The organism is Candidatus Poriferisodalis sp. (assembly GCF_965262965.1).
GTDB lineage: Bacteria > Actinomycetota > Acidimicrobiia > Acidimicrobiales > Poriferisodalaceae > Poriferisodalis.
Window position 1 is genome coordinate 747,498 of sequence record NZ_OZ253573.1, and the last position, 24,011, is coordinate 771,508.

A 24,011-nucleotide genomic window follows, 5' to 3' on the forward strand; every position below is an offset into this window, starting at 1 on the left:
TCGGTGCCTTAGAGGCCGCGCGGATTGGCCATCCACGGGTTGGCTGGTTCCCCGGTGTATTGGTCGGGTTGTCCGAACAAGACAACCCGTGGAGGCCGGTTTCATCATGCGCGCTTTGGAGCCTGAGGTGGTGGATGTGATCTGGGCGGCGGTGGAGCCGATGCTGCCGGTGCGGCCGGTTCGTGACCTTGGCAGGGGGCATCGGCCCCGGATATCGGACCGGCTGTGCTTTTGGGGGATCCTGGTGCGGCTGGCCACGGGCTGCTCGTGGCAGTGCGCGGAGGCGCTGCTGGGATGGCAGGTGTCGGACACGACGCTGCGGTCGCGCCGCGACGAGTGGGTCGCTGCGGGCGTGTTCGAGCGGATCGCGGCCGAAGCGATCGCCGCCTATGACCGGATCGTGGGTCTCGACCTCGATGACGTGTGCATCGACGGGTCCACCCACAAAGCTCCCTGCGGTGGGGAAGGGACCGGCAAAAGCCCCGTGGACAGGCGAAAACTCGGCTGGAAGTGGTCGATCGCGATCGACGGGGCGGGGATCCCGGTCGGGTGGGCCGCCGCGGGCGCGAACCGCAACGACATCATGCTGTTCGACCCGACCGTGGCCGAGATCGAACGGCGGGGGCTCCATCACGACACCGAGACCTTGCACCTCGACCGCGGCTACTGGGGCGCCCGCGTCGACCGGTCAGCCGCCGCGGCGGGCATCTGCGATCTGGTGCGGCCCCCCAAACGCAGACCCGGCAACGACGGCCCCGCCGAACCGGTCACAGCGCCGCTGGGGCTGCGCTGGCGCGTCGAGCGAACCAACTCATGGCTGTCCAACTACGGCCAGCTGCGACGAAACACCGACCGCAAACCCGAGCACCGCCTCGCCCAACTCGCCCTCGCCGTCGCCTTGATCATCACCATCAAACTCATCGACCACCGCAACCGCTGGCAACCCCACAACCGCCCAATCCGCTAACGCTCTTAGCGCCCGACCAGCGTGGGGTCGTAGAGAGCTTCTCGCCCGAGGCCGTCGCGGCCCACCAAGGAGCATGCGAACACACCCTTGGCTCGCAGAACATTGGTTGCGGCGTCGTCCAGGCGGCCCAGGCCCAGCCGTCCCTCTGCCACTGCGAACTCGATCTCGCTGAACGCGGCTGCAGCGTCCTCGAGACCGCCGACAAGTGCGAGATCCGCACCTGCGGTGACGGCCAGCAACGCTGCTTCGCTCACTGACCACCTCTCACGTATGGCTCCCATGATCAGCGAGTCAGTGACGACGAGACCGCTGTGGCCCAACTCGTCACGCAGCAGACCGTCGATCGCTTCAGATGAGAGTGAAGCCGGCAGACCTCCCGTGAGCCCCGGGACGTTCAGATGTCCGACCATCACGGCGGCATCGCTGGACCCGACAACCGCGGCGAATGGAATCAGATCACGCTCGCGCAAAGCAGCGAGCGGTGCCGTTGTGGCCATCCCCTCATGCGTGTCGGCGGTTGCACCGCCGTGGCCCGGGAAGTGCTTCACCACCGGGACCACTCCCCCGGCACTCAAGCCCGACACCGTCGCCATCCCGTATGCCGTGACGGTGGCGGGATCGTTGCTGAACGAACGGTCCCCGATGCCTTCGCCTGCGCCGACGTCCACCACCGGGGCGAAGTTCATGGTGAAGCCCAGTTCGGCCATTGCACGGCCGTGACGTTCGGCCTGCTCGGCCACGTCGCCTGGTGGGCGCGCCGCTTGGGCCTCAGCCGAAGGCAGCCGGCCGATCACCGCGGCAAGCCGCTGGACCCGGCCACCTTCCTCGTCCACGGCGAAGATCAGCGGGATCCGCCCCGCGAAGTCCTGCAGTTCGTCGATACGGCGCCAGACGTGCTCGGTGACAGGCCCCTGCAGCAGGATGCCGCCGATGCGGCGATCCCGGGCCTCCTCCACAGCGAACCCGAGCGACCGCTCGCCGAGCGCAGTCATGATCGTCTGACCAATGCGCACGGGAAGCGACAGTTCTGCGGTGCATCCGCGGTCGACGTCAGTCCACCACGCACCCGACAGCAGCTGTCGGACGCCAACCCCAGACAGCCAGCCCAGCGGTCGTTCTTCCCCAGTGAGCACGGTGGGGCCGGGATCGCCGATTGCCACCTCGCTGTTGTCGGCGAGACGCAGCCACACGCCCAAAGCGCCCGGAGCGCCCAATCGGGCACCCACCACGGGCCCGGCTATCTCAGGCGGATCCCCTTGAATCGGCAGGATCGTTGTCCCGACGGGATCGATAGTGCCGTCGGCGCTGATCACCCAGTAGCCAACGCCACCAGGACCACGCAGAACTGCGACCACGTCGTCGTCTTCGAGCTGTGGCACAACGGTCACCAGCGTGAGTCCGCCGTTGCCCTCGGGCGCTTCGTCGTCCGCGCTCTGCGCCGCGGCGCCGGCAATCGGCAGCAGCCAGCTCACACACGCCGCCAGTGCGGCGACTCCCAGTGATGCACGTCGGCGGTGCCGCGACCGTGGGCGCCCGGGCGGCGCTGGGACACCGCTGTGGCGCGGCGACGTCATCACGAGGCCAGACGTTCGTCCAACTCCTCCGCAGACAGCAACCGGTGCGGCAGCTCGATGTGGTTGGCGCCTGCTGGATCGATTTCAAAGGGTGCGGTGAAGTTCACGTCTCGGACCAGACAGAACACCTCGTCGACCGCGGGGCAATAGAACACCGTCGCAGTCGCGGTGAGCACGCCCGAGCTTGTTCCCGCGTGGGCTTGCGCGCCAAGTCGCACCGGCATCTGAGGTCCGCGGGCCTCGTAGTGGGCCGAATCGACTGCGGTAATCACCGCATCGCCGGCTGACCAGTCGAACGTGAATTGGCCCTCGGCATTGAACTTGTAATCGTCAGGAAGCTCGAGGTCGAGCACGATCTCAATGGGGCCCGGCGCGACACGCTGCGGCAGCAGCACCACCTCGTCGTCGATAATCCCAGTGGCCCGCACCGCCGCGATCTCCAGATTCGAGAGCGCCAGCGTGCCGAGCTCGCCTGTTGAGAGATCCAGTATCCGGATGCGGTGATTGTTCGTGTCGGCCACGTACAGCGTCGTCGATGTGGCGCTGAGTCCGCTGGGCTCGGCCAGCCGTGCCGCTTCGCCGAGCCCGTCTTGCAACCCGGCAATCCCGTCACCTGCCACGACGGCAGAGATCATCGTGTCCAAGTCGAGCGCCTTGATCCGATGGTTGTACGTATCAGCGATGAACAGGCGCCCCGAGCCGGCAGCGCCATCTGGGTTCCCACTCGGGACGTATTCGATTCCGATGGCGTGCTGCAGCAGGGTGTCGGAGAACGTCCCGGTCGTGTCACCCCAGACAAACAGGTGCTTGCCGACCAAGGTCGTGAGCTGGCCATCGAGCCCGAGCGAGACCTGCCGCACCGCACTCGCTTCGGGGTCGGTGAAGTACAACAGCGAGCCGTCGCTGGCCAGCCCGGACGGCTGCGACAGTGTCGTCGCCAAACGATGACCGTCGTCGAGCCCTTCAGCTCCCGTTCCGGCGAACACCTCAATGTTCCCGCTCGACAGGTTCAGCACCCACAGCTGGTGGCGTCCAGCGCCGGCGATGAACAGCAGATCGCCGTCGATGTTCAGGTCCCAGGGCGACGCGATCGCGACGTCAGCGGCTGGACCAGGCCGGAATTGGGTGACCGGCTCACCTGTTCCTGCGATCGTGCTGACCTCGCCCGCGTCCACATTGACTGCCCGGATGAGGTGATTCTCGCGGTCGGCGACGTAGAGCGTGTTTCCGTCGGCGGACAGCGCCATCCCTTGCGGTCTTCGGAACTCTGCCTCGTCGAATGCCCCGTCGCGGACGCCCTCAGCTCCCGTGCCGATCACGTCAATGAGTTCGCCGTCGAGGGTCGCCACCAGGATGCGATGGCGACCGGTGTCCGAGATGAACAATCGATTTCCGGGTTCGTCGGCCAGCACCTTGCCGGGGAAGCTGAGCACCGTCGGCAATGCGGGAGCGACAGCCAGCAGATCGCCGAGCGGAGTCGGGTCAATGAGCCCGTTGAGCCCGAATTCCTCCGCCATGACGGCAATCGCCGGCTCCAACACGGCGTATACCCCCTCCCCGGCGTACGGCCCGACGACATTGCCGTTGGGGTCGATGACGACGACCGTGGGCCAAGCACGCACCCCGTACGCCGACCGGAGAATCTCCTGTTCGTCGTTCACGACGGGGTGCAGCCGCCCGTAGCGCCGCACCGACTCCTCGACGGCTTCTGAGGTGCGCTCGCTGTCGAACTTGGCCCAGTGAACCGCGACCACCACCAACTCTTCGGGGTACTCCTGCTCGAGCCGGTGGAGGTCGGGGATGATGTGGATGCAGTTGATGCAGCCCTGCGTCCAGAAGTCGAGCAGCACAATCTTGCCGCGCAAGTCGCCTGCCATCGACAGCGGCCTGCTGACGTTGAACCAGTCGTAGCCGGCGGGGAACTCGGGCGCCGCGGCGGTGCCTTCAAACGTCAATGAGACCGGCGTAGGCGCAACCGACGAGTCGTCGGGTGTGGCGTCGCCCCCAGAGTCTGTCGCTGGCTCACCGGCTCCGGTGTCGGTGCGGGCTGCAGTGGAATCGCTGGCAACGGGATCTGCGTCGTCGGCGGACTGAGCGGTACACGACACAGCCAACAACGCAGCAGCCGCCAGTACCGCACAGCCTGCGAGCGGCCCAGATCGCCGCATCGAGCTCAGTGCCTGCGCCGGGAGCGGCGGGAGTCGACGACGCCGGTGTCGAATCCCGACAGGTGCAGCCCGCCGTGGAAGCGGGCGTGCTCGATCTTGAGACAGTGATCCATGACGACGTCAAGGCCGGCCTCGTTCGCAAGGTGTGCGGCTTCGGGGCTCCACAGCCCGAGTTGCACCCAGAACGCCTTGGCACCGATGTCGATGGCTTCGGAAGCAACACCGGGCAGGTCCGCTGGTCGGCGGAACACGTCCACGAGATCGGGCACAAGCGGCAGGTCCGCGAGGCTCGGGTAGCACGGCTGGCCCAGAATCTCGTCAGCCACCGGATTCACGAAATACACGTCGAAGTCAGTGCTGGAGCTGAGCAAGTAGGTCGCAACGAAGTTGGACGGTCGGGCCGGGTTGGCCGACACTCCCACCATCGCGACCGTTTCGGTGTGCTCCATCAGCGCGAGACGATCGGCGGCCCCCGGTTCGGTCCAGCCTTCGACAGGCTCGTGGAGGATCGTCATGCGGGCACCGCCTTTGCCAGGGCCTGATCGAGGTCCCAGAGAATGTCGTCGAGATCTTCGAGCCCCACCGACAGCCGGATCATGTCAGCGCCGACGCCACCCGCGGCCAGCGCCTCGTCGGAGAGCTGCTGGTGGGTTGTGGACGCCGGGTGGATCACCAGCGTGCGGGCGTCACCAACGTTGGCCAGATGGCTGATCATCTGCAGCGCCTCGATGAAGTCGGCGCCGGCTTCGCGACCGCCCTTGACCCCGAAAGTGAAGATCGCTCCCGGCCCCTGTGGCATGTACCGGCGGGCGAGCTCTCGGTACGGCGAGCTGTCGAGCCCCGAGTAGCGGACCCACGTCACCGCTGGATGCGCCTCGAGGTGCTCGGCGACCGCTTGTGCGTTGGCGACGTGGCAGTCCATGCGCTGCGGAAGGGTCTCAAGCCCTTGGAGCAGCAGGAAGGCATTCAACGGAGACATCGAGGCACCGATGTCTCGGAGCTGTTCGACCCGGAGCTTGGTGCAGAACGCGAACTCGCCGAAGTTCTCCCAGAACTTCATGTTGTTGTAGCTGGGCACGGGTTCGGTCATGTTCGGGAACCGCCCGCTGCCCCAGTCGAAGCGTCCCGATTCGCTGACGACGCCGCCGATGGAGTTGCCGTGCCCGCCGATGAACTTGGTGGCTGAGTGCAGCACGATGTCCGCGCCATGCTCCATCGGTCGGCACAGGTATGGCGTGGCGAACGTCGAGTCGACGACTAGCGGCAGACCATGCGCATGCGCCACCTCGGCGATTGCCGTCAGGTCCGGGATCGAGCCCGACGGGTTGCCGACAATCTCGGTGTAACAGAACTTCGTGCGGTCATCGATGGCCGACGCGTAGGCGTCAATGTCATCGCCGTCGATGAATCGGGCGTCGATGCCGAAGCGCCCGAGCGTCACGTCGAACATCGTGTGCGTACCGCCATAGAGCGCCGACGAGGTGACGAGGTTGTCGCCCGCCTCGCACAGTGCCGCCGCGGTGAGGAATTCGGCCGCCATGCCGGACGCTGCGGCTACCGCACCGATGCCACCCTCGAGACTGGCCACGCGCTCTTCGAACGCGTTGACCGTGGGGTTCGAGATACGGGTGTAGATGGTCCCGTACTTCTGGAGTGCAAACAGGTCGGCGGCGTCCGCTGTGTCCTCGAACACAAAGCTCGTGGACTGGTACACGGGCACCGCTCGTGCGCCCGTTGCCGGATCGGGCCGGCCCCCGGCGTGCAGTGCTCGGGTTCGAAACCCGAACTGGTGATCGGTCATCGGTTCCAGCCTACGACGGGCTCTTGGCCCAGTGAGTTCGCCCGTTCCGCGGCTCGGCTCAGCGAGGCCGGCCAGCGGCGTACTGCCGGGCACGTTCGAGCGCCTCGGCTGGTTCGACACTGGCGATACCCGCCATCCAACAGGCAATCGGCGCAGCGATCCGTTCGGAGTCGTGTGCCGCGACGCCCGCGAGGTCCAAGAGTGCCTCTATGACATCCTCGCCCGGCGCGGGCGCACCGATCACATCTGCAAAGCCCGCCAGCCACTGCTGCGCCGTCGTGTCCGGCGGTTGCGAACCCGTCTCGTCACTCATGACCCCAGCGTACGTATGACGGGTCAAGACGTTCCCAAGAACGCCGGCCAGTCGGCGAATCGGATCGATACGGTGCGAGCGACCAGATTGCGCACACCACAGGGGACCGCTATGAGCAACGACGAGGGCATCTTCGGACCCGAGCTGTACGAGTTCTTGGAAGAACTTGAAGCCAACAACACCCGGGAGTGGTTCGACGTCAACCGAGAACGCTACGAGGAAGATGTTCGAGAGCCCGCGTTCGACCTCGTGCGGGCTGTGCGGCCCATGCTGGAGGAGATCTCGCTGCACATGACGGCACGAGACCGCAAAGTCGGCGGATCCCTGATGCGCGTGTTCCGAGACACCCGCTTCTCTGCGGACAAGACCCCGTACAAGACCAACGTAGGCATCCAGTTCCGCCACGTTCGGGCCAACGACGTCCACGCACCGGGCTACTACGTCCATCTTGCGGTGGACTCGTGTTTCTTCGGCGCCGGCAGCTGGATGCCGGATCGAGAGGCACTGGCTGGGTATCGGGCGGCAATCGACGATCACCCTGACGTGTGGACCCTCGCTCGGGACAGGTGTCAAACCGATGGTTGGCGGATGGAAGGTGACCGGCTCAAGCGTGCGCCACGGGACTGGTCCATCGATCACCCGATGATCGAGGACCTCAAGCGCAAGAGCTTCATCGCAGTACGCGACTTCGATCACAGCAAAGCATTCGATCCGGCGTTCCCGTCTCAGATCGCCGACTGGTGCCGCGAGACTCGCCCGCTCATGACGTTCCTGTGTGGCGCCGTCGGGCTCGACTTCTAGAGCTGCCGTTGACGCCAGCTCGCAACGATGGGCATTTCGGGCTCGTGTGTGCTCAGCGATCGTCGAGCGTCACGATCTGTGGCGGTGTGTAGGACTCGACAGGCGGCGGCGGGCCTTCGAAGCGTTCGACGTCGACGAGACAGGTGTGCGCCGACGGACCTTGGCCCAAGCGGCTGGTGCCGACGTCGGCGGTAAGCGTGTTGGGATTGCCTGCACGGCAAGTGCCATCGGGTGCAGGGTCGTACCAAGCCCCGGTCGACAGCTGCACCACCGCCAGCATCACCGCGTCGTCGAGCACTGCTCCGGCCAGCGTTGCCCCGCGGTCGTTGAACAGACGGACCACGTCGCCGTCACCAATGCCGCGCACGGCTGCGGTATCGGGATGCATCCGCACTGGTTCGCGACCTGCCACCTTCGTTGCCTGACTGGGCGCTGCATGGTCGAACTGGCTGTGCAAGCGCGCTCGGGGCTGATTCGACACCACGTGCAGCGGCCAGCGATCGCTGCGGGTTCCGCCCAACCGTTCGAACGGCTCCATCCACGCCGGATGCGGTGGACAGTCGTCGTAGCCGTACTCGGCGATCGTGTCGTTCCAAAGCTGGATTCGACCGCTCGGAGTACGCAGCGGCTTGCCGACGGGATCTGCACGGAACGCTTCCAAAAAGATCTGCTCCGGGTCACCCATCAACGCCATTCCGGGCACCATCACGTAGCCCTCACGCCGGAACTCTTCGTACGACGGCGCCTGGGGATCCGCTGCGCGGTGAATCTCGTAGATGACCTCCACCCACTCGTCCGTCGTGCGGCCCTCGGTGAACTGTTCGCCAAAGCCCAACCGTTCAGCAAGACGGGCGAAGATCCAGTAGTCGTCCCGCGCCTCCCCCACCGGCTCGGCCACTGCTGCCATGGCGATCAACATCGTCTCGGCGCCGCCGATGTCGTTGCGTTCGAGCGGCGTCGTCGCTGGCAGCACGATGTCGGCACGGCGTGCGATAGGCGACCAGAACGGTTCCTGGACGATGATCGTCTCGGGTCGCTGCCACGCCCGCATCAGGCGGTTCAGATCCTGGTGGTGATGGAACGGGTTGCCGCCCGACCAGTACACGAGCCGCACATCGGGAAAGCGTCCCTTGCGCCCGTCGAAGTCGAACGGCTCCCGCGGCCCTTCCAACATCTCGGTGATGCGTGACACCGCAATCGTCGGGGGTCCGGGCTGGCGCATGGGCACCGGAAGCCCCGGGATGCGAGCGCGTGTCTGCCCCGCGCCGGTGTTGCCCTGGGTGCCGAAGCTGAAGACGTATCCTCCGCCGGGCAGGCCGACCTGGCCGAGGGCGCACGCCAGTGCGAGCGCCATCCAGTACGGCTGCTCGCCATGGTGAGCCCGTTGCGTGGACAGGCTCAGGTTGACGAGGGTCCGCTTGCGGGCCATCTCGTGCGCCAGTTCGACGATGTCACCAGCGTCGACGCCCGTCACCTCCGCCGCCCACTGCGCCGTCTTGGGCGTGTCGTAGTCGACCGCATCAGCCCATGGCGTAGGGCCGCGCCAGTCGCCGCAGGCTGCTGCCAGGCCTTCGCCGAACACATGTGCCCGCAGCCGATCCCACCCCGAGCAGTACGTCGTCAGGAACTCCTCATCGGCGAGCCCGTCGGTAACCAGGGTGTGAATGATCCCCGCCATGAGCGCCACATCGGTGCCAGGTCGTATCGGGAGCCAACGAGCATCCGCCTCCTTGTCGAAGTCGTCACGCAGCGGTCCGACGTTCACGAACTCCACGTCCGCTTTGGTCGCTCGGGCCACCCAGTCGTTGTGATGGTGCGGGCCCTGACCGCCGTAGGTGACGTGGTTGTTGGAGGCGCGCATGCCGCCGAAGCACACGAACAATTCGGTGTGCTTGCAGACGACCGACCACGAGGTTTGACGCGCAATCCCGGCGTGGTAGCCCATCCCCAGCATGTAGGGAAAGATCGCCTCGGCTGCCGCAGACGAATAAGTGCCCTTCTGGTCGGTGCAGCCGCCGAAGAAGCGCATAAAGCGGTGCTGTTGGCTCGACGCCAGCCCGAAGCGGCCCGCCGATCCCCACCCGTAGGACCCGCCGAAGACCGAAGAATGGCCGTGGTCGTCACGAACGCGGGTCAGCTCCGCCGCCACCAGTTCCAGCGCCGTGTCCCAGTCCACTTCGACGAACGGCTCGCTGCCTCGCAGATGAGTGGCCGTCCCAGGTCCGTCGCGCAGCCACGACTGCCGAACAGCAGGACGCATCACACGATTCTCGCCGAAGTGCCGCAGCGACTCGCCCAAGTGCGACGGCTCGGGATCGGTCGGATGGCCGCGCACCGCCAGCACCTCGCCGTCTCGTGAGTCCACCAAGAACGACCCGAAGTGCGTTCCCATCGCCGTGGTCCTGACGCCGGGGATTGGCGCCGTACCGTCGCTCACGATGCCGCCGTTCCAGCACTCCCAGGCCCATGTGCCGGCATGGCAACGGCGCCGCCGCGCTTCGATGTCGCATCGCTGGGTTCGTTCACCCGCTGTTCCCACGCCTCGGCCAGCAGTTCGAGGCTGGTGATTCGCTCCGGCAGCCCAAATGTTGACGTGTGGATCATCAACTCGTCTGCCCCGGTAGCCGAAGCCAATTCGACCAATCCAGCCACGGCCGTGTCGGGATCGCCGACGATGGCATTCGTCGGCATCGTCGCGGCGCGCTGCCATTCCGGATGCGACATCGCCTCGTCAGGACACAGCAACGGCCAGAACCTGCCAGTGCGGATGCCCAACCGCCGCAGCAGCGACGGTGCGGCGTGATAGCGAGCCGTGTCGGCATCGGCTGCGGCCACCAGACCCACGCTGACGATCACATAGGGCTCGTCGAGCACGGGCGATGGCTGGAAGCGCTGCCGGTACAGGTCGAGAGCGCCCAGCACGCCTCCGCCGTCGAAATGGTGCGCGAATGCGAATGGCAGGCCCAGGTACCCCGAGAGCTGGGCCGAGTAACCGCTGGATCCCAGCAGCATCACTGACGGTTCCGAGGTAGCCCTCGGCGTCGCTCGGAAATCGGCCCACGGCCCTTCGGCGGTTCGAACGTCGCCCAGGTATGCCATCAGATCAAGGAGATGGCTGGGGAACTCGTCCACCTGCCACGGGTCTGGCACAGCGCCATCAGGGTCGGGTCCGCGTACCGCCGCAGCCGTGATGCGATCGCTGCCGGGTGCTCGCCCGACACCTAGGTCGATGCGGCCCGGATGCAGCGCTTCGAGCATTGCGAACTGTTCGGCTAGCACAGCGGGGCTGTGGTTGGGCAGCATCACGCCGCCCGAGCCCAGCTTGATCCGCTCGGTGTGTGCGGCCAGGTGCGCAATGAGCACGGCCGGCGACGTGCTCGCAACGGTGTCGATGTTGTGATGCTCGGCCACCCAGAACCGCTCGTAGCCGAGCCGGTCGGCGGCGCGGGCCAATTCCGTGGTCTCCGCCAGCGCCTGCGCGCTCGTGCCGCCTTCGGAAACGGTCGCCAAGTCCAGCACCGACAGCGGCATCGAATGGCCCAGGATCACGTCATCAGGTTACGAATTTGTGTGCTTTGGCTGACAACACGCACCGAGTGGCGTCAGTGACCATCAGCATAGGACCGGCTCAACATCACCGATCTGAGAATACGGGACGGACCTACGACGTTCCACCCACCGAGGGCTCGCTGGCCAGCTCGGATCTCGCCAGCGCAACGCGATCTGACGTGAGACCAAATGTGGCAGCGACGGCGTTGTCCAAGCCGATACGAGTGCGATCTTCATTTGGGGGCTTATATCGGGTGTTAGCCGTTTGTTTGTGAGGATCTCGGTAGCCGCTGGTGCGGTTGGGCTGGTTTCCCTCCGGCCCGGTCCTCTTTCGACGGCGAAGTCCCGCGCCGCCGGTTTGGTGTCCTGGTTGGCTGTGAGGGCTTGCCAGGAGAGTTCTTTCACGTTGCGGGCTGCGAGAGTGTCGGCGTTGCCGACGATCCCGCAGTCTTTGCACCAGTAGCTGGATTGGCTTTCTCTGGCTACTAGCGCACCGCATCGGTGGCAGAACATCGACGTGCCCGCAGCAGGGACGCGTATCACAAGGATTCCGCGTTTGACGCCGGCGCGTTCGAGGGTGGTGCGGATCCCGCCGAAGCGGGCGTCCGACAGTGCCCGGTTCAGGCCGCGTTTCGCGGCCACTCCTTTGCCGGGGTGTTCTTTGGTGCCTGCTGCTGAGGCGAGCATCCCGACGGTGTTGGTTCTCTCGACCCCGACCACGGACACACCCGGCGTGGACACGATCTCAGCAGCGATCTGGCCGGCGCTGTTGTCGCGCCGGTTCGTGCGCTTGGCGTGCAGGCCGCGCAGCTGCCGCGACAGCGTCCGCCAGCGACGCGACCCGTGATCGCAACGCGAGCGTTGCTGTTGCAGTTCCCGGATCTGTGTGTTGAGATCGGTTTCGTCGGCCATGTTCAGCATCCGACCGTCCGACAGCGCCATATGCTCCACCACCCCGGCATCAGCGCCGATCACCTCATCACGTGACTGGGGGGCTTGCACCGGTTCGGGATCGGTGCGGCGCAGCTGCACATGCATCACATATTTGCGATGCTGCGGGCGGGTGCGGACAGTGACTTTGCGGGTGGTGTCCACGATCTGTATCGCGCCGGTCCATTCGTGGCCCTCAGGCGGACGCCACCCGGGGTCAGCGAGCCGCAGCCGTTTGCCGCCCGGCAGCCGCACCGACCCGTCTGCGCCGAGGATCACTCCTCCGCGGTACACCAACGCAGCCGCGTTCGCGGGTTCGCTTTCGAACCGTTTGCGGGACCGGAACAGGCGACCGGTGCCCTGCTTGTTGTGCCGGTCTTGTCGCTGGCGGGCTTTGGCCAGCCTCGTCTCGCAATAACGGACCTCGCCGGCTGCGGTCTTGCGCAGCTTCCCTTTCGAGTTCACCGCCCCGCGCACCGCCGAAGCTGACCGGTGCTCACCTGCAGCGTCGAGCTCTGCTGCCGCGAGCCGCACTGCCCAGAACACCACACTGCGCTCCAGACGGCCACGGGCCTTGTCCCATTTGAGGACAGCGTCGCGGCCCGCTTCGATCCCCGGACGCTGCAACGCAACCGGCACCTCGCCTGGCATACGGCCGCTCGCACGGTCCGCTGTCAACAGTTTGTGAAGATCGAACTTCGACGGCACCCGGTTGCCTGACTCGACCGCTTCGAGACACAAACCCACACCGCGATTGAACGCCTGACGCTGCTCACCCAGCAACAACCAGATGCTCAGCCGATCCCTCCGACCGCTCAACCGCACCGGCACACGCACCGTCACATACGACACCACCCGAACATAAACAGCACCCCCACCCGGTGGAACGGCTAACACCCGATATAAGCCCCAAACGTTGGGCTTGGTGCGCTGCTGCGCGTAGACCCGCACGCTCACGACGTCGAACAGCGCAGCGATGTCAGTGCCGACCGTGAGCGTCAACGTCTGAGGTGCGCTGCTGGCGAACGGGCCGATCAGCAAGTCATGCTGAACCTGTGTCGCGATGACTGCGTGACCCTCGTACCAGCGCACCAGGTAGCGCACTTCGCGCAGGCCGGTGGACCCGGTGACAGGCATCGACACCCTGGCGCTCGTCGCTGTCGCGCTGAGGCACGTGATCGTCGGCATGGCCGGTGCCGGCGGGGTCGTCCCGATCGTGCCTGAGCAGGTGCCGGTCGTGTAGGTGTTCCAGCCGCTCCATGGGCCCCAGCCCGACCACGATGACCACACGCCGCCGACTTGGTTGCGATGCTGGCCTCGGCCTCGGATTCGGACCTCGATCGTGTGCCCTGGGTCGACCGGCCCGTCGACTTGCACGCGATCACCCGACAGTGACGTGACAGTCGCTGTCTGCCATGGGGCGAGCGGGTTGCTGCCCGAGTGGCGGTACTCGACCTCGTACTCGTGCTCGCGTTCCCAGTTCGCTGCTGCTCCCGCTGCCCACCCGGTGAACATGCCGGAGAAGCCCGCGCTTGTGCACGGCAGGCTCACAGTCGGAGCGGGCAAAGCGGCAGGCGGAGCCGGTGTCGTCGGAGGCGGCGCAGCGGGGCAGGTCGGGGTGTCGTGGGTGTGCAGCGAACCCCATGCTCCCCACGATGACCACGGCGACCATGTGCCGTTGATCTGCTGACGCTGACGGCCTTGTCCTCGTACTCGGGTCTGCACGACGTTGTTCGGATCGGACGGCCCTGTGAAGGTCACGGCGTTGCCGACACGGGACATGGTTGCTGCTGTCCATACCGACGAGGTGTTCAGATACTCGACTTCGTAGCGGTCCTCACGCTCCCAGTTCGTCGGCGCGCTGTCAGCCCATGCGGTGAACATGCCTGTGAACTGTGCAGATCCGCAGACCAGCGACGGCGATGGGTCCGGCAGCCCCGCTGGTGCGCTCGGCGGCGGAACAGGGCATGTGCTGGTCGTGTCGGTGTGCCAGTTGCTCCACGGACCCCAGTTGGACCACGAACTCCACACGCCGCTCACTTGCTGGCGGTGGCGGCCGCGGCCGCGGGTCTGAACTTCGAGTTCGTACCCCGGGTCAGAGTTGCCGTTGATCGTGAAGTCGCCGGACGGATTCGTTCCCACCGTCGCATAGGTCCATGTGCCGGTGGTGCCGTTGCGGCGGTACCGCACCTCGTATTCGGCTTCGCGTTCCCAGTCAGTCGGAGCGGCGTCATCCCATCCGGTGAACGTGCCCGAGAGCGACGTGGTGGTGCATGCGAGAGTCGGACCCGGGTCAGGGACAATGCCCGGTGCAGCTGGGGTCGGCGTACCTCCGCAGCCCGGTTCAGGATTCGCTTCTGCGGTTGTCTGTCTCTGTGTGCCGTACTGGCCTGGAGGCCCAACGTCGAACGCGAGCAGAGTGATCATGATCCCCGTTCCGTCTGGGATCGTCAGCGTCGCCGAACGGTCAGCCCACGGGATCGGGTTGTAGTTGTTGGCGCTGAACGCGGACAGATATGTGCTGATGTTGTTCCCGCCGAGCCATACGTTCACGTCCATGATCCAGCCGGTGCCAGTACCCCATGTGCCTGATGGCACGGTCCATTCGACTTCGATGCCCGCAGCGGAACGGCACGCAGTGACAGTCGGAATCGGCAGCGGAAGCACAGGGCACTGACCAGAGGTCGGGTTGCCCGTCGGAATGTTGATCGAACTTGAGTGCATCCCGGCTGTGCCGGACTCCAGCATCGGCGTGAGCGTGAGCGTCCACGCACTCGTCGTCGACAGCGTGCGACTGTAGGCACGCTCTGCCGCAACGAGATCATCGGTGCTAGTCAATGCGGAACCCTGCACGCCCCACTCGACCTGCCAGCCGTCAAGCGCATAGCCGACCTGCGGGTTCGAGACCGTCACTGCTGACCATGAAAGGCGCACCGTCGAACTCGAGCGGCAGGCCAGCAGATTGCCCGGACGCGGCTCAGTCGGCGGCGGCGTGTAGCCCGGTGGCGGCGTCGGGCAGGTGCCAGCAGGCCGGTAAACGTTGTCGTGGCACAACTCTGTGTCGACCGTGCCTCCTGGAGTGTCGCTGTTCCCCGGGGTAGTTGATCCACCGCCACCGCCACCGCAGGTCTGAGTCTCCTCGTCCCACATGCCGTTAGTGCCCTCGATGAAGTTGCCGAGATCACCCGGCACTGGGCACTGGCTGACGCCGCAGCCTTCTGTGTCGGCATCGACCAGAACCCATGCTTCGCCGTCGAAGCATGGGTGCTGGTTGTTGCCGTCAGAGTCGACCAGTCCGGTGCAGCCGCCAGCGCCGCCATTCAGCGCCGCGTCCCAACCGCCGCCGCCCTCGGCGACGCACCTGTCGTCCCACACGTCCTGCCAGAACTCATCGCTGGTGGTTTCGCTCGTGGCAGGACCCACACTTCCGGAGGGACAGCCCGGCGGGTCAAGCGCCAAGAACGTCGTCGTGTGCAGCTCGCCGTCGCGGCGGATGCACTGCACCCGCGTGTTGCCTTCGTCATCCTCGAGTTCCTCATCGGTCAAAGGGCGGCAGACCGTGTTCCCGTTCGAGCCGGTCTCCTCGACATCGCTGCCTCCGCAACGGCCCGACGCCGTGTCATCAGGGCTGTACGTCGGCTGGTCATCGTCGTCTTCCAAGTCTTCGTCGAATTCCTCATCGTCGTCTTCGACAGGTGCGCAGTTCGGCGGGGTGCCTGTTGTGCCGACGGGGCATTGCGGTGGCGGTGGTGGTGGTGGCGGTGGGGGGTTTTGGTTGCAGTTGGGCCATGGCTGACAAGACGGTGGCGGCGGTGGCGGGGGATGGTCGGTGTGTTGGCATCCCCAGAGTCCGCACGTCGGATCGTGCGCCGCAGCCGGTTCGCTGTCCAGCAAGACCGCTGCTACGGCCGCGCCAGCTATGACGAACAGCGCCGCGACGACAAAACGCCAGCGGGTCGTGTTGTCGACGGGGTTTTCGGCAATGGCATCCATCGGAGACCTCCGACGTAGAGACATACCGTCGAATATGGGCATCGGCCCGTTCGCCGCACCCCAAGGGCCTGCCGATCAGCGACCAGGTGAAGACCGTTAGGTTGAGGCACATGGGGTCGGGCTGGGAAACTGAGATCGTGATCGTTGCTCTGATTTCAGACCAGATCAGCGAGATGTGCCGTGTCAAACGGCCCAACTGACAGCGATGCGGCTCTCGCGTGGGGGCAAGTCCTCACTGAGGTCCGGGAGATCCGCAACAAGCAGGATGCCCGCCTTGTTAGTGCCCAGCGGCAATCCCAGATGATCGTCGCTGGGTTCCTCGCCATGACGGCAATCTTCGTGACCGCCGTTTCCGTCGCTCCCGCATTCCGGTCGGAGGGGGCCGACACGGAGACTGCTATGGGCCTGCAGTCGGGATGGTTGGCATTCATTGCTGTTGTCTTCGTGGTGGCCGCGCTCGTCAACGGCGTTTTCTGGATCAAGACTCACACCGCTGCGAGACACTGGAGAGAAATCGCCGAGTTCGACGTGCTGACGGATTTCCCTGGCACCGTCAACGCACTGCCGCGCCTGCAACGCCACCTCGTAGGTGCGTTCCTGGGGCACTTCAATCACAACGAGCGCATCGTGCGTTGGACGCAACGCTTGGTTGGCGCCCAAGCAGCCCTCACACTCTTGGTCGTCTACGTGGTCGCAGCCATTTTGGTTACGGTGTTACGGTGAATTTCGTGGACCTGGAAGCGTCGCCCAATGAGCAAGAAGCGCTCTTCCCGAGTGCTGACGTCAGCCGCGGGCTGATATTCGACTTCGGAATACCGTCTTTGTGGAGGCGGGTACTGGGGCACATCCAGCGCGTTCGGAATCGCAAGAACGTTCGGAACCTGGCCTCCGGTTGAGGGCGCAGCCGAGCGGCTACGCCATGGATGGAGCCCAGAGTCAGGGAACGGGTGGCTCGCATCGAGGAACGAGTCGGCATCCCCGCTGAGCCTGTCGGCGCCTAGCGTCGAGCCTTCCGCAACCGGCCCCATTGCGGAAGGCTCTGCTGAACAGTCCCGTTAGGTCTGCGGGTGCTCCCCGCACACAAGGTTCCACAGCGCGATCCCCAGCGGCGAGGCGTGCTCGTCGTTGCGCAGATGCGGCGACGTGGCAGCGGAGAACGGTGCGTCGCAGAGTTTCAGAGTCTCACGGGCCACACACGAGGCGTGACGGGTGGTCAGCAGGGTTTGCATCCCCCACGCGGCAGGCTCACGATCGACCGGCGGGAAGGCGTGCATGAACCCGGCCCAATTCCACAGCAGTTGCCCGCCGTCAGCGATCCACGCCTTGTCGTTGTCGATGTCGACTCGGCGCGCCCGATGAGCACCGAGGTGATGGACGTACTCATGGGCGCTGACGGATTCGTCGTAGCCGTCGAGCACGATGCGCTCGTAGACGCCTCGGAAACCGTCAGCCGAGACGTGCTTCTCCCCCGGGATTGCCGCAAATTGTGCGCGCCAGCCGAACCCGATCTGGTTCCATGCCCACATCGTGATGTTCTGTTTGGCCCATGCGACGTCGATTTCGGGATAGGTCGGGCCGTAGACGAACCGGAGCGCGTCGTCGGTCCACCAGCCAGTGGTGAAGTCGATGGTCGTGCTTCCGAACGGGCCGGTGGTGATCTCGGTGTCGAAGCCCGCGTAGCGCTCTTGCAGTTCGCGTCGGAAACGAAGGGTGTTCTGGTTCGTCGTTGACGGCGGCGGTGGGCAGCCCGGGAACAGTGCCGCGGCTTCGTCGTGGTCGATGAAGTACCGGTCGGTCGCGGGCAGCACGCTGTTCTCTGAACGGTTTTTGTAGTTGCCGTCGGCTGTCGGCTCGGTCGCGTCGAGATAGGTGTCGATGGCGTCCTGGGACACGGCGGCGTCGCCGCCGAACACCCGCAGCGTGATCCGCTCGTGACCTTGACGGGCTTCGTTGAGGAACTCAGTGGTCGTGTCGGGGATCGCAGCCGGGTCGGTGAGCACCGCTGGGGCGCACAGTTGGGCGAGCAGCGGAGCGGCGCTGAACGAGTCGAACGGCAGGAACGCTCGAGCCAGCCCGACCTCATCGTCGGCCCAGCAGTCGCCGCCGTGACGGGCGGCATAGGCGGCGAACTTCGTGGCGGTCTCGAACCGGGTGGCTCCGGCCATGCGGTCCACGATGATGCCCAGCGCTTCGATGCCGCTCTGGACGTCAGCGGACAGCGCAGCAGTGCCGCCCATCAACACGACACGCTTGACGCCCGCGTCGGTCAGATACTCAGAAACGTCGGGATGCAGCCCCATCTTGGGTGTGAGCAACAGCGGCAGTCTGTTCTTGGCGGCAAGCGGGCCGGCGACAAGCGCATCGGCGAACACTTCGCCCGATGCGATGATCGCGGTCGGACCGAAACGGGCGAGTCCGCCTGCCCCGCCCAGCCTCTGCGCTGCGGCCACGCCGGTGCGGTACTGGTCGTTGCCCGACACCCGCTCCACGTCGAAGCCGCCGAGCCGGAGCGCATCAGTGACATCAGCGCTGACCGTCGGATCACGGTCAGGCGGGTCAGCGCTGACCACGACAACGCGCTCGACGCCGACGTTGGACAGCCACACGAGCGTGTCGCCGAGCAGCCGATCCGGCGGGGTCATCAGCACCGGCGCGTCGAAACGGCCCGCCACCGACGCAGCCACTACAGCGTCAGTCCAATGCACACCCGACACCATCACCACGGTGTCCAAAGATCCGTCCGCTTCGGCGGCGAACGCCTCAGCAATCCCCAACGACGTCGCATAGCGATCAGCGCCGCCGTAGCGCACGACTTGGACGGACGCAAGATCATCAGGCGCAGCCCCGGCGTGAGCAACTAGCGGCACGACTGACAGCAGCACGGCTGCGGCCATCGCCGCAAGAGCGCGGTTGGCGGGGTGGTTTGCTCGGTTGTTTCGGGCTTGCTGGGGCATTGTGTTCCCTTTTCCGGTTGGACTCATTCTCCCAACGGGGTGTGGCACTCCCTGGCGTGGATTGCCAGGTGTAGTCGACCAGCAGCAGGTCAGTTGCCGTTGCTCGTCTTGGCGTTCCCTGCCGGCTCGACCGTGACGGGGATCTCATCTGGCAGCTGGGCGACACGAGGCAGGGTGGTGTCAGTTGGTGTCGTCGCTGCCGGCGAACTGACTGCCGTCGATGTTGTCGTAGTTACCGGCGATCGCTCCGTGACGGCAGGCGCTGACTCGGAGGGCACCGGATCGGTCGGGGGTTGCGGGCTGCCGTTGCTCGAGGCAGAGCACGCGCCCAGCGTCACCGCCAGCACAACAGCGCCCGCAGCGTATCTAAGCGTCCAGTGTGAATGCGACTCGTTGCTCATCTGATGCCTCCGGTGTTCAGCCGTGATCTTGAATATGCACACCGGCTCTTCGGACGCTCCCTCAGAGCAATCGCCGTGATCGGCTTGCAGTCTCTCTGATGGCTTCGATTGGGGCTTATATCGGGTGTTAGCCGTTCCACCGGGTGGGGGTGCTGTTTATGTTCGGGTGGTGTCGTATGTGACGGTGCGTGTGCCGGTGCGGTTGAGCGGTCGGAGGGATCGGCTCAGCATCTGGTTGTTGCTGGGTGAGCAGCGTCAGGCGTTCAATCGCGGTGTGGGTTTGTGTCTCGAAGCGGTCGAGTCAGGCAACCGGGTGCCGTCGAAGTTCGATCTTCACAAACTGTTGACAGCGGACCGTGCGAGCGGCCGTATGCCAGGCGAGGTGCCGGTTGCGTTGCAGCGTCCGGGGATCGAAGCGGGCCGCGACGCTGTCCTCAAATGGGACAAGGCCCGTGGCCGTCTGGAGCGCAGTGTGGTGTTCTGGGCAGTGCGGCTCGCGGCAGCAGAGCTCGACGCTGCAGGTGAGCACCGGTCAGCTTCGGCGGTGCGCGGGGCGGTGAACTCGAAAGGGAAGCTGCGCAAGACCGCAGCCGGCGAGGTCCGTTATTGCGAGACGAGGCTGGCCAAAGCCCGCCAGCGACAAGACCGGCACAACAAGCAGGGCACCGGTCGCCTGTTCCGGTCCCGCAAACGGTTCGAAAGCGAACCCGCGAACGCGGCTGCGTTGGTGTACCGCGGAGGAGTGATCCTCGGCGCAGACGGGTCGGTGCGGCTGCCGGGCGGCAAACGGCTGCGGCTCGCTGACCCCGGGTGGCGTCCGCCTGAGGGCCACGAATGGACCGGCGCGATACAGATCGTGGACACCACCCGCAAAGTCACTGTCCGCACCCGCCCGCAGCATCGCAAATATGTGATGCATGTGCAGCTGCGCCGCACCGATCCCGAACCGGTGCAAGCCCCCCAGTCACGTGATGAGGTGATCGGCGCTGATGCCGGGGTGGTGGAGCATATGGCGCTGTCGGACGGTCGGATGCTGAACATGGCCGACGAAACCGATCTCAACACACAGATCCGGGAACTGCAACAGCAACGCTCGCGTTGCGATCACGGGTCGCGTCGCTGGCGGACGCTGTCGCGGCAGCTGCGCGGCCTGCACGCCAAGCGCACGAACCGGCGCGACAACAGCGCCGGCCAGATCGCTGCTGAGATCGTGTCCACGCCGGGTGTGTCCGTGGTCGGGGTCGAGAGAACCAACACCGTCGGGATGCTCGCCTCAGCAGCAGGCACCAAAGAACACCCCGGCAAAGGAGTGGCCGCTAAACGCGGCCTGAACCGGGCACTGTCGGACGCCCGCTTCGGCGGGATCCGCACCACCCTCGAACGCGCCGGCGTCAAACGCGGAATCCTTGTGATACGCGTCCCTGCCGCGGGCACGTCGATGTTCTGCCACCGATGCGGTGCGCTAGTAGCCAGAGAAAGCCAATCCAGCTACTGGTGCAAAGACTGCGGGATCGTCGGCAACGCCGACACTCTCGCAGCCCGCAACGTGAAAGAACTCTCCTGGCAAGCCCTCACAGCCAACCAGGACACCAAACCGGCGGCGCGGGACTTCGCCGTCGAAAGAGGACCGGGCCGGAGGGAAACCAGCCCAACCGCACCAGCGGCTACCGAGATCCTCACAAACAAACGGCTAACACCCGATATAAGCCCCTTCATTTGCGTTCGCCAATGCTTGAAACGGCTGGCTTGCCCACTGGTCATAGGCCCCTGCCATGGCGGACGCTTGGGAAGCAGTCATTGACGGAATCGGCAGCGATCGGATGGCATCGAGGGACAAGGCGAGCCGCGACAGCGTCTTCGGTGATGCCGCCGAAGTGATGGTGATGATGCCAAGCGTCGAGTTCAACCATGTAGCCAGAACCTTTGTCCACATTTCGACGTCGCCGTCCGGTGCGTGCGGTCGTATTGGGATCCAGCCCGAGCCCACCGCAGGTTGGTCTAGCCGCACGGCAACGGACCGAGCAGTATTCAGTCGCAGATTGGCCGCCAGCAGCAAACGCGAACGCTGTGCCCAGTATGAGTCGGCGAGATCAGCCTTATCGGGCTTTGCATGAATGTAGGAGTCCGTACCAGCGCGCATGGTCCGAATCGTGCCAGTGTCGTTGTGCCAGAGTGCGCGGCGGCCGTGCGCGTCTGCAAGCGGATGCTTGGTGAAGGCGTCTCGAATGCGCTGACCGGCCGGTCCAACTGCCGCGATTCCTCCCAGCGACGCAACCGGCATCATCTCGCCGGCCGCGATCTCCTCGCCCACCGCAGTTAGATGCGCCGAGGTGATGCCAAGCGGCGCCCAACGGCCAGAGGCCATTCGCTGCGCGGGCCACGAAGTGACTTCGGCCTGACGCGCTCCACCACCGTCACCAGAGTTGAGTGCTGCGGCTACTTGAATCGCTTCTGCGGCGGTGCGCGGATTCCGTCGCAACCGCACGAACCTTGTAGGCGGACGATTAGCCGCATCGGCCGGATGCCGTCGGGCCACGATCAGCATTTCCGAAATTGTGGTGTTCTCGCTGAACCACGGTCGATGTGAGTCATGCGACGCAATGACCCACTCCACATGGAACCACTGCCCAAGCAGCTTCCTCATCGGCAAAGCGGAAGGCGCGGCGGCGCCTGCGAGCGGGAACACAACCGCGAGTGTCGAGCTCTCGTCGAGCGACGCGAGATGCTCGCCGAGATCCATGAACATCGTGCCCGACGACGACCCGTGCCCAGATCGTCCTTCGGTAAGCCGCTTCTCACGGGCTTTCATCGATCGCTCAGCCCGCGGGCCGAGTTGATCGTGACGGAGACTGTCTCGGGTGTACGGCGGGTTCATGATCACGAGGCGGTGGCTGTTGGCGGGGATGCCCAGTGGTTCCCCAGTGTCGATGTGCTCCCCTGATGACCAGTGCACGGTCGTTAGGCGTCCTTGTCCGACTTCATTCACATCGGCGGCCTTAGGATCAAGCAATTCGAGCGACCCGAGCCGTGCATCGAGCATGGAGTCGTGGACTGCGTCGGGGTTCTGCACCCCAAACAGCATCCGTCGAATGTTCATACTGTGGAACCGGGTAGACGGTGACAGCAGGCCGAGAGTTGTCGCAGCCATGTGACAGGCAGAAGTGTTGATGTCGAGGCCCGTGATGCACTCTTCGATCAGCCTTACACCGTCAGCCGCCGCCGTGGCCTGGCCCCGTATGTCGTGGACTCGCTGTGCCGCTGCCATCAGCAGCGTCCCAGTTCCGCATGCGGGGTCGATCACACTCCAGCCCGAAAGATCCCTTGGCAGATCGTCCGGCCGGATCGCCAATTCGGCGAGGAATGCTGCTGCCGCAGAAGACGTGTAATAGGAACCGTCGTAGCGGGCAGTGTCCAACAACCAGTGGAACACGCGGCCAAGCAGGTCATGGCGGGCAGCGGCCGCATGGCGTGCAGCGCGTTCGGCCGCCGCAGCAACCTTGCGCACCGCATCGGTCCAGCGCGGATTCTGGGCTGGGGCCCGCAGGACCCGGCACGCCGATTCGAAGATCGGCCGGTAGTCAATGGCGAGAATCGCCTGCCACGCGGCTTCGATCGCGCCGACCACGTCGGATGATGCAACGCATGCCGAATTCATCGCAGGCGGCCACGGCCCCATGTACGGCTCGTCCGTGGCTGAGTGGACTGCGGGCCGAGTTTCCAAGACGAGGTGGTCGTCGAGCCGCGTATGGAACATTGCTGCGCAGGCGAGGACCAAGAGTGCCCGCTTCGCCGCCGCCTCAGACACGTCGCGTTCGCGCCCATTGACGATGCGTGCTGTCGGCAAGTCCAAAGCAGCGCACAATTGCGCTCGCTGTGCCGCAGAGAGCATCTGGACGGCCTGTTCCAAGGCCACGTCCAATGACTTGGCAATGCGATCAGGATCGCCGTGGTCCTGCGGTACTCGGCGCAATACCGCAGCCAGGGAAGCAGCGTTTCCCGAAGTAAATGTCCTTTCTGGCAACAGTGCCCAACTCAGCGCCGTGTCAGCATCGAACTCGGCCGCGGTGAGATCGCCGGCGTACACCACGGCAACCGCCTCGTGAACATCGATCTCGCCAGCCGACGCCTGGCGCAGCCGAGCGTCGGCATCGGCCCAAGCTCCGCTCTCGTTGCCGATTTCGGCTTCCAGCGCGATAACGAGATGGTCAACCTCGGCCCGTACAGCGAGTTGGCAACCGTGGCGTCGCTGTTCAGCCCGGGCATCAATGCCGAACCCCCGCAGCAGGTCCGCAAGGCGCCCATTCAGCAACGGCTCATAGTCGGCACCCGTGCTCACAGCGATGCCCCGGTATTCACGGACATTAGCTGTAGCAGCATCGCGGTAGGGCACCGCGCACCAGCGACGCGGAGCGGATTCGGGGTTGCTGCGGTCCGCCATTGACCGAAGGATGTCTCGCCTCATGCGAACAACCACATGAATTGGGAGGATCGCCATGCGCATGCCGCCCGCACAAGAGCGTGGTGATGCAAACACCGCCGGCGGTGCCCGTCATAGAGGCC

At 65.4% G+C, this 24,011-nt stretch carries 16 protein-coding genes; 5 read left to right on the plus strand and 11 right to left on the minus strand.

The genetic code is table 11. The features are described 5' to 3' along the window. Positions 1–88: 88 nt before the first annotated feature. Positions 89–967, plus strand: coding sequence for an IS5 family transposase (locus tag ACQY5K_RS03495; protein WP_428120093.1), 879 nt, complete (start codon positions 89–91; stop codon positions 965–967). A gap of 5 nt (positions 968–972) precedes the next feature. Here ACQY5K_RS03495 and ACQY5K_RS03500 read toward each other — a convergent pair whose 3' ends face one another. The 5 genes from ACQY5K_RS03500 to ACQY5K_RS03520 all read right to left on the minus strand — a co-directional run bounded on the left by ACQY5K_RS03500 (position 973) and on the right by ACQY5K_RS03520 (position 6,823). Next, complete coding sequence (locus tag ACQY5K_RS03500) at positions 973–2,439, minus strand: glycoside hydrolase family 3 protein (RefSeq protein ID WP_428120094.1); 1,467 nt, start codon at positions 2,437–2,439, stop codon at positions 973–975. A gap of 101 nt (positions 2,440–2,540) precedes the next feature. Next, entirely contained in the window at positions 2,541–4,709 is a 2,169-nt protein-coding gene (locus tag ACQY5K_RS03505) for a thioredoxin-like domain-containing protein (RefSeq protein ID WP_428120095.1), read from the minus strand. A gap of 5 nt (positions 4,710–4,714) precedes the next feature. Beyond that, entirely contained in the window at positions 4,715–5,224 is a 510-nt protein-coding gene (locus ACQY5K_RS03510) for a CoA-binding protein (protein WP_428120096.1), read from the minus strand. Next, positions 5,221–6,510, minus strand: coding sequence for an O-acetylhomoserine aminocarboxypropyltransferase/cysteine synthase family protein (locus ACQY5K_RS03515; RefSeq protein ID WP_428120098.1), 1,290 nt, complete (start codon positions 6,508–6,510; stop codon positions 5,221–5,223). Before ACQY5K_RS03515 ends, ACQY5K_RS03510 begins: the two co-directional genes overlap by 4 nt. Before the next feature lie 58 nt (positions 6,511–6,568). Continuing rightward, positions 6,569–6,823 (minus strand): DUF6457 domain-containing protein, encoded by a 255-nt coding sequence (locus ACQY5K_RS03520; RefSeq protein WP_428120100.1) that lies wholly within the window; start codon positions 6,821–6,823, stop codon positions 6,569–6,571. 111 nt (positions 6,824–6,934) lie between these two features. Here ACQY5K_RS03520 and ACQY5K_RS03525 point away from each other — a divergent pair, with 111 nt between their 5' ends. Continuing rightward, entirely contained in the window at positions 6,935–7,624 is a 690-nt protein-coding gene (locus ACQY5K_RS03525; RefSeq protein ID WP_428120102.1) for a TIGR02453 family protein, read from the plus strand. Between the two features lie 52 nt (positions 7,625–7,676). Here the strand turns inward: ACQY5K_RS03525 and ACQY5K_RS03530 are convergent, their stop codons facing one another. From ACQY5K_RS03530 to ACQY5K_RS03540, 3 genes are all read right to left on the minus strand, one after another. Next, positions 7,677–10,061: a molybdopterin-dependent oxidoreductase gene (locus ACQY5K_RS03530; RefSeq protein WP_428120104.1), complete on the minus strand. Its 2,385-nt coding sequence runs from the start codon at positions 10,059–10,061 to the stop codon at positions 7,677–7,679. Continuing rightward, on the minus strand, positions 10,058–11,173 hold the full coding sequence (locus ACQY5K_RS03535; protein WP_428120106.1) for an LLM class flavin-dependent oxidoreductase: 1,116 nt from the start codon (positions 11,171–11,173) through the stop codon (positions 10,058–10,060). The genes ACQY5K_RS03530 and ACQY5K_RS03535 overlap by 4 nt, the downstream gene beginning before the upstream one ends. 63 nt (positions 11,174–11,236) lie before the next feature. Continuing rightward, positions 11,237–16,096 (minus strand): RNA-guided endonuclease InsQ/TnpB family protein, encoded by a 4,860-nt coding sequence (locus ACQY5K_RS03540; protein WP_428120108.1) that lies wholly within the window; start codon positions 16,094–16,096, stop codon positions 11,237–11,239. Between the two features lie 180 nt (positions 16,097–16,276). Between ACQY5K_RS03540 and ACQY5K_RS03545 the strand changes: the two genes are divergently transcribed. After that, entirely contained in the window at positions 16,277–16,819 is a 543-nt protein-coding gene (locus tag ACQY5K_RS03545; RefSeq protein ID WP_420443097.1) for a hypothetical protein, read from the plus strand. Continuing rightward, positions 16,816–16,992 (plus strand): hypothetical protein, encoded by a 177-nt coding sequence (locus ACQY5K_RS03550; RefSeq protein WP_428120110.1) that lies wholly within the window; start codon positions 16,816–16,818, stop codon positions 16,990–16,992. The genes ACQY5K_RS03545 and ACQY5K_RS03550 overlap by 4 nt, the downstream gene beginning before the upstream one ends. Before the next feature lie 159 nt (positions 16,993–17,151). Here the strand turns inward: ACQY5K_RS03550 and ACQY5K_RS03555 are convergent, their stop codons facing one another. Both ACQY5K_RS03555 and ACQY5K_RS03560 read right to left on the minus strand, forming a co-directional pair. Continuing rightward, complete coding sequence (locus ACQY5K_RS03555; protein ID WP_428120112.1) at positions 17,152–19,050, minus strand: cell wall-binding repeat-containing protein; 1,899 nt, start codon at positions 19,048–19,050, stop codon at positions 17,152–17,154. Between the two features lie 180 nt (positions 19,051–19,230). Beyond that, entirely contained in the window at positions 19,231–19,374 is a 144-nt protein-coding gene (locus tag ACQY5K_RS03560; RefSeq protein WP_428120114.1) for a hypothetical protein, read from the minus strand. Positions 19,375–19,620: 246 nt separating this feature from the next. On the opposite strand from ACQY5K_RS03560, the gene ACQY5K_RS03565 reads away from it, so the two are divergent. Beyond that, entirely contained in the window at positions 19,621–21,252 is a 1,632-nt protein-coding gene (locus ACQY5K_RS03565) for an RNA-guided endonuclease InsQ/TnpB family protein (RefSeq protein WP_428120116.1), read from the plus strand. Here the strand turns inward: ACQY5K_RS03565 and ACQY5K_RS03570 are convergent. Further along, complete coding sequence (locus ACQY5K_RS03570) at positions 21,142–23,913, minus strand: N-6 DNA methylase (protein WP_428120118.1); 2,772 nt, start codon at positions 23,911–23,913, stop codon at positions 21,142–21,144. The genes ACQY5K_RS03565 and ACQY5K_RS03570 overlap by 111 nt on opposite strands. Positions 23,914–24,011: the final 98 nt, after the last annotated feature.

Coding starts and splice junctions, on each gene's coding strand:
- ACQY5K_RS03505 (WP_428120095.1), bottom strand. CDS start 4,709: ATGCGGCGATCTGGGCCGCTCGCAGGCTGTGCGGTACTGGCGGCTGCT.
- ACQY5K_RS03510 (WP_428120096.1), bottom strand. CDS start 5,224: ATGACGATCCTCCACGAGCCTGTCGAAGGCTGGACCGAACCGGGGGCC.
- ACQY5K_RS03515 (WP_428120098.1), bottom strand. CDS start 6,510: ATGACCGATCACCAGTTCGGGTTTCGAACCCGAGCACTGCACGCCGGG.
- ACQY5K_RS03520 (WP_428120100.1), bottom strand. CDS start 6,823: ATGAGTGACGAGACGGGTTCGCAACCGCCGGACACGACGGCGCAGCAG.
- ACQY5K_RS03525 (WP_428120102.1), top strand. CDS start 6,935: ATGAGCAACGACGAGGGCATCTTCGGACCCGAGCTGTACGAGTTCTTG.
- ACQY5K_RS03540 (WP_428120108.1), bottom strand. CDS start 16,096: ATGGATGCCATTGCCGAAAACCCCGTCGACAACACGACCCGCTGGCGT.
- ACQY5K_RS03555 (WP_428120112.1), bottom strand. CDS start 19,050: ATGCCCCAGCAAGCCCGAAACAACCGAGCAAACCACCCCGCCAACCGC.
- ACQY5K_RS03570 (WP_428120118.1), bottom strand. CDS start 23,913: ATGAGGCGAGACATCCTTCGGTCAATGGCGGACCGCAGCAACCCCGAA.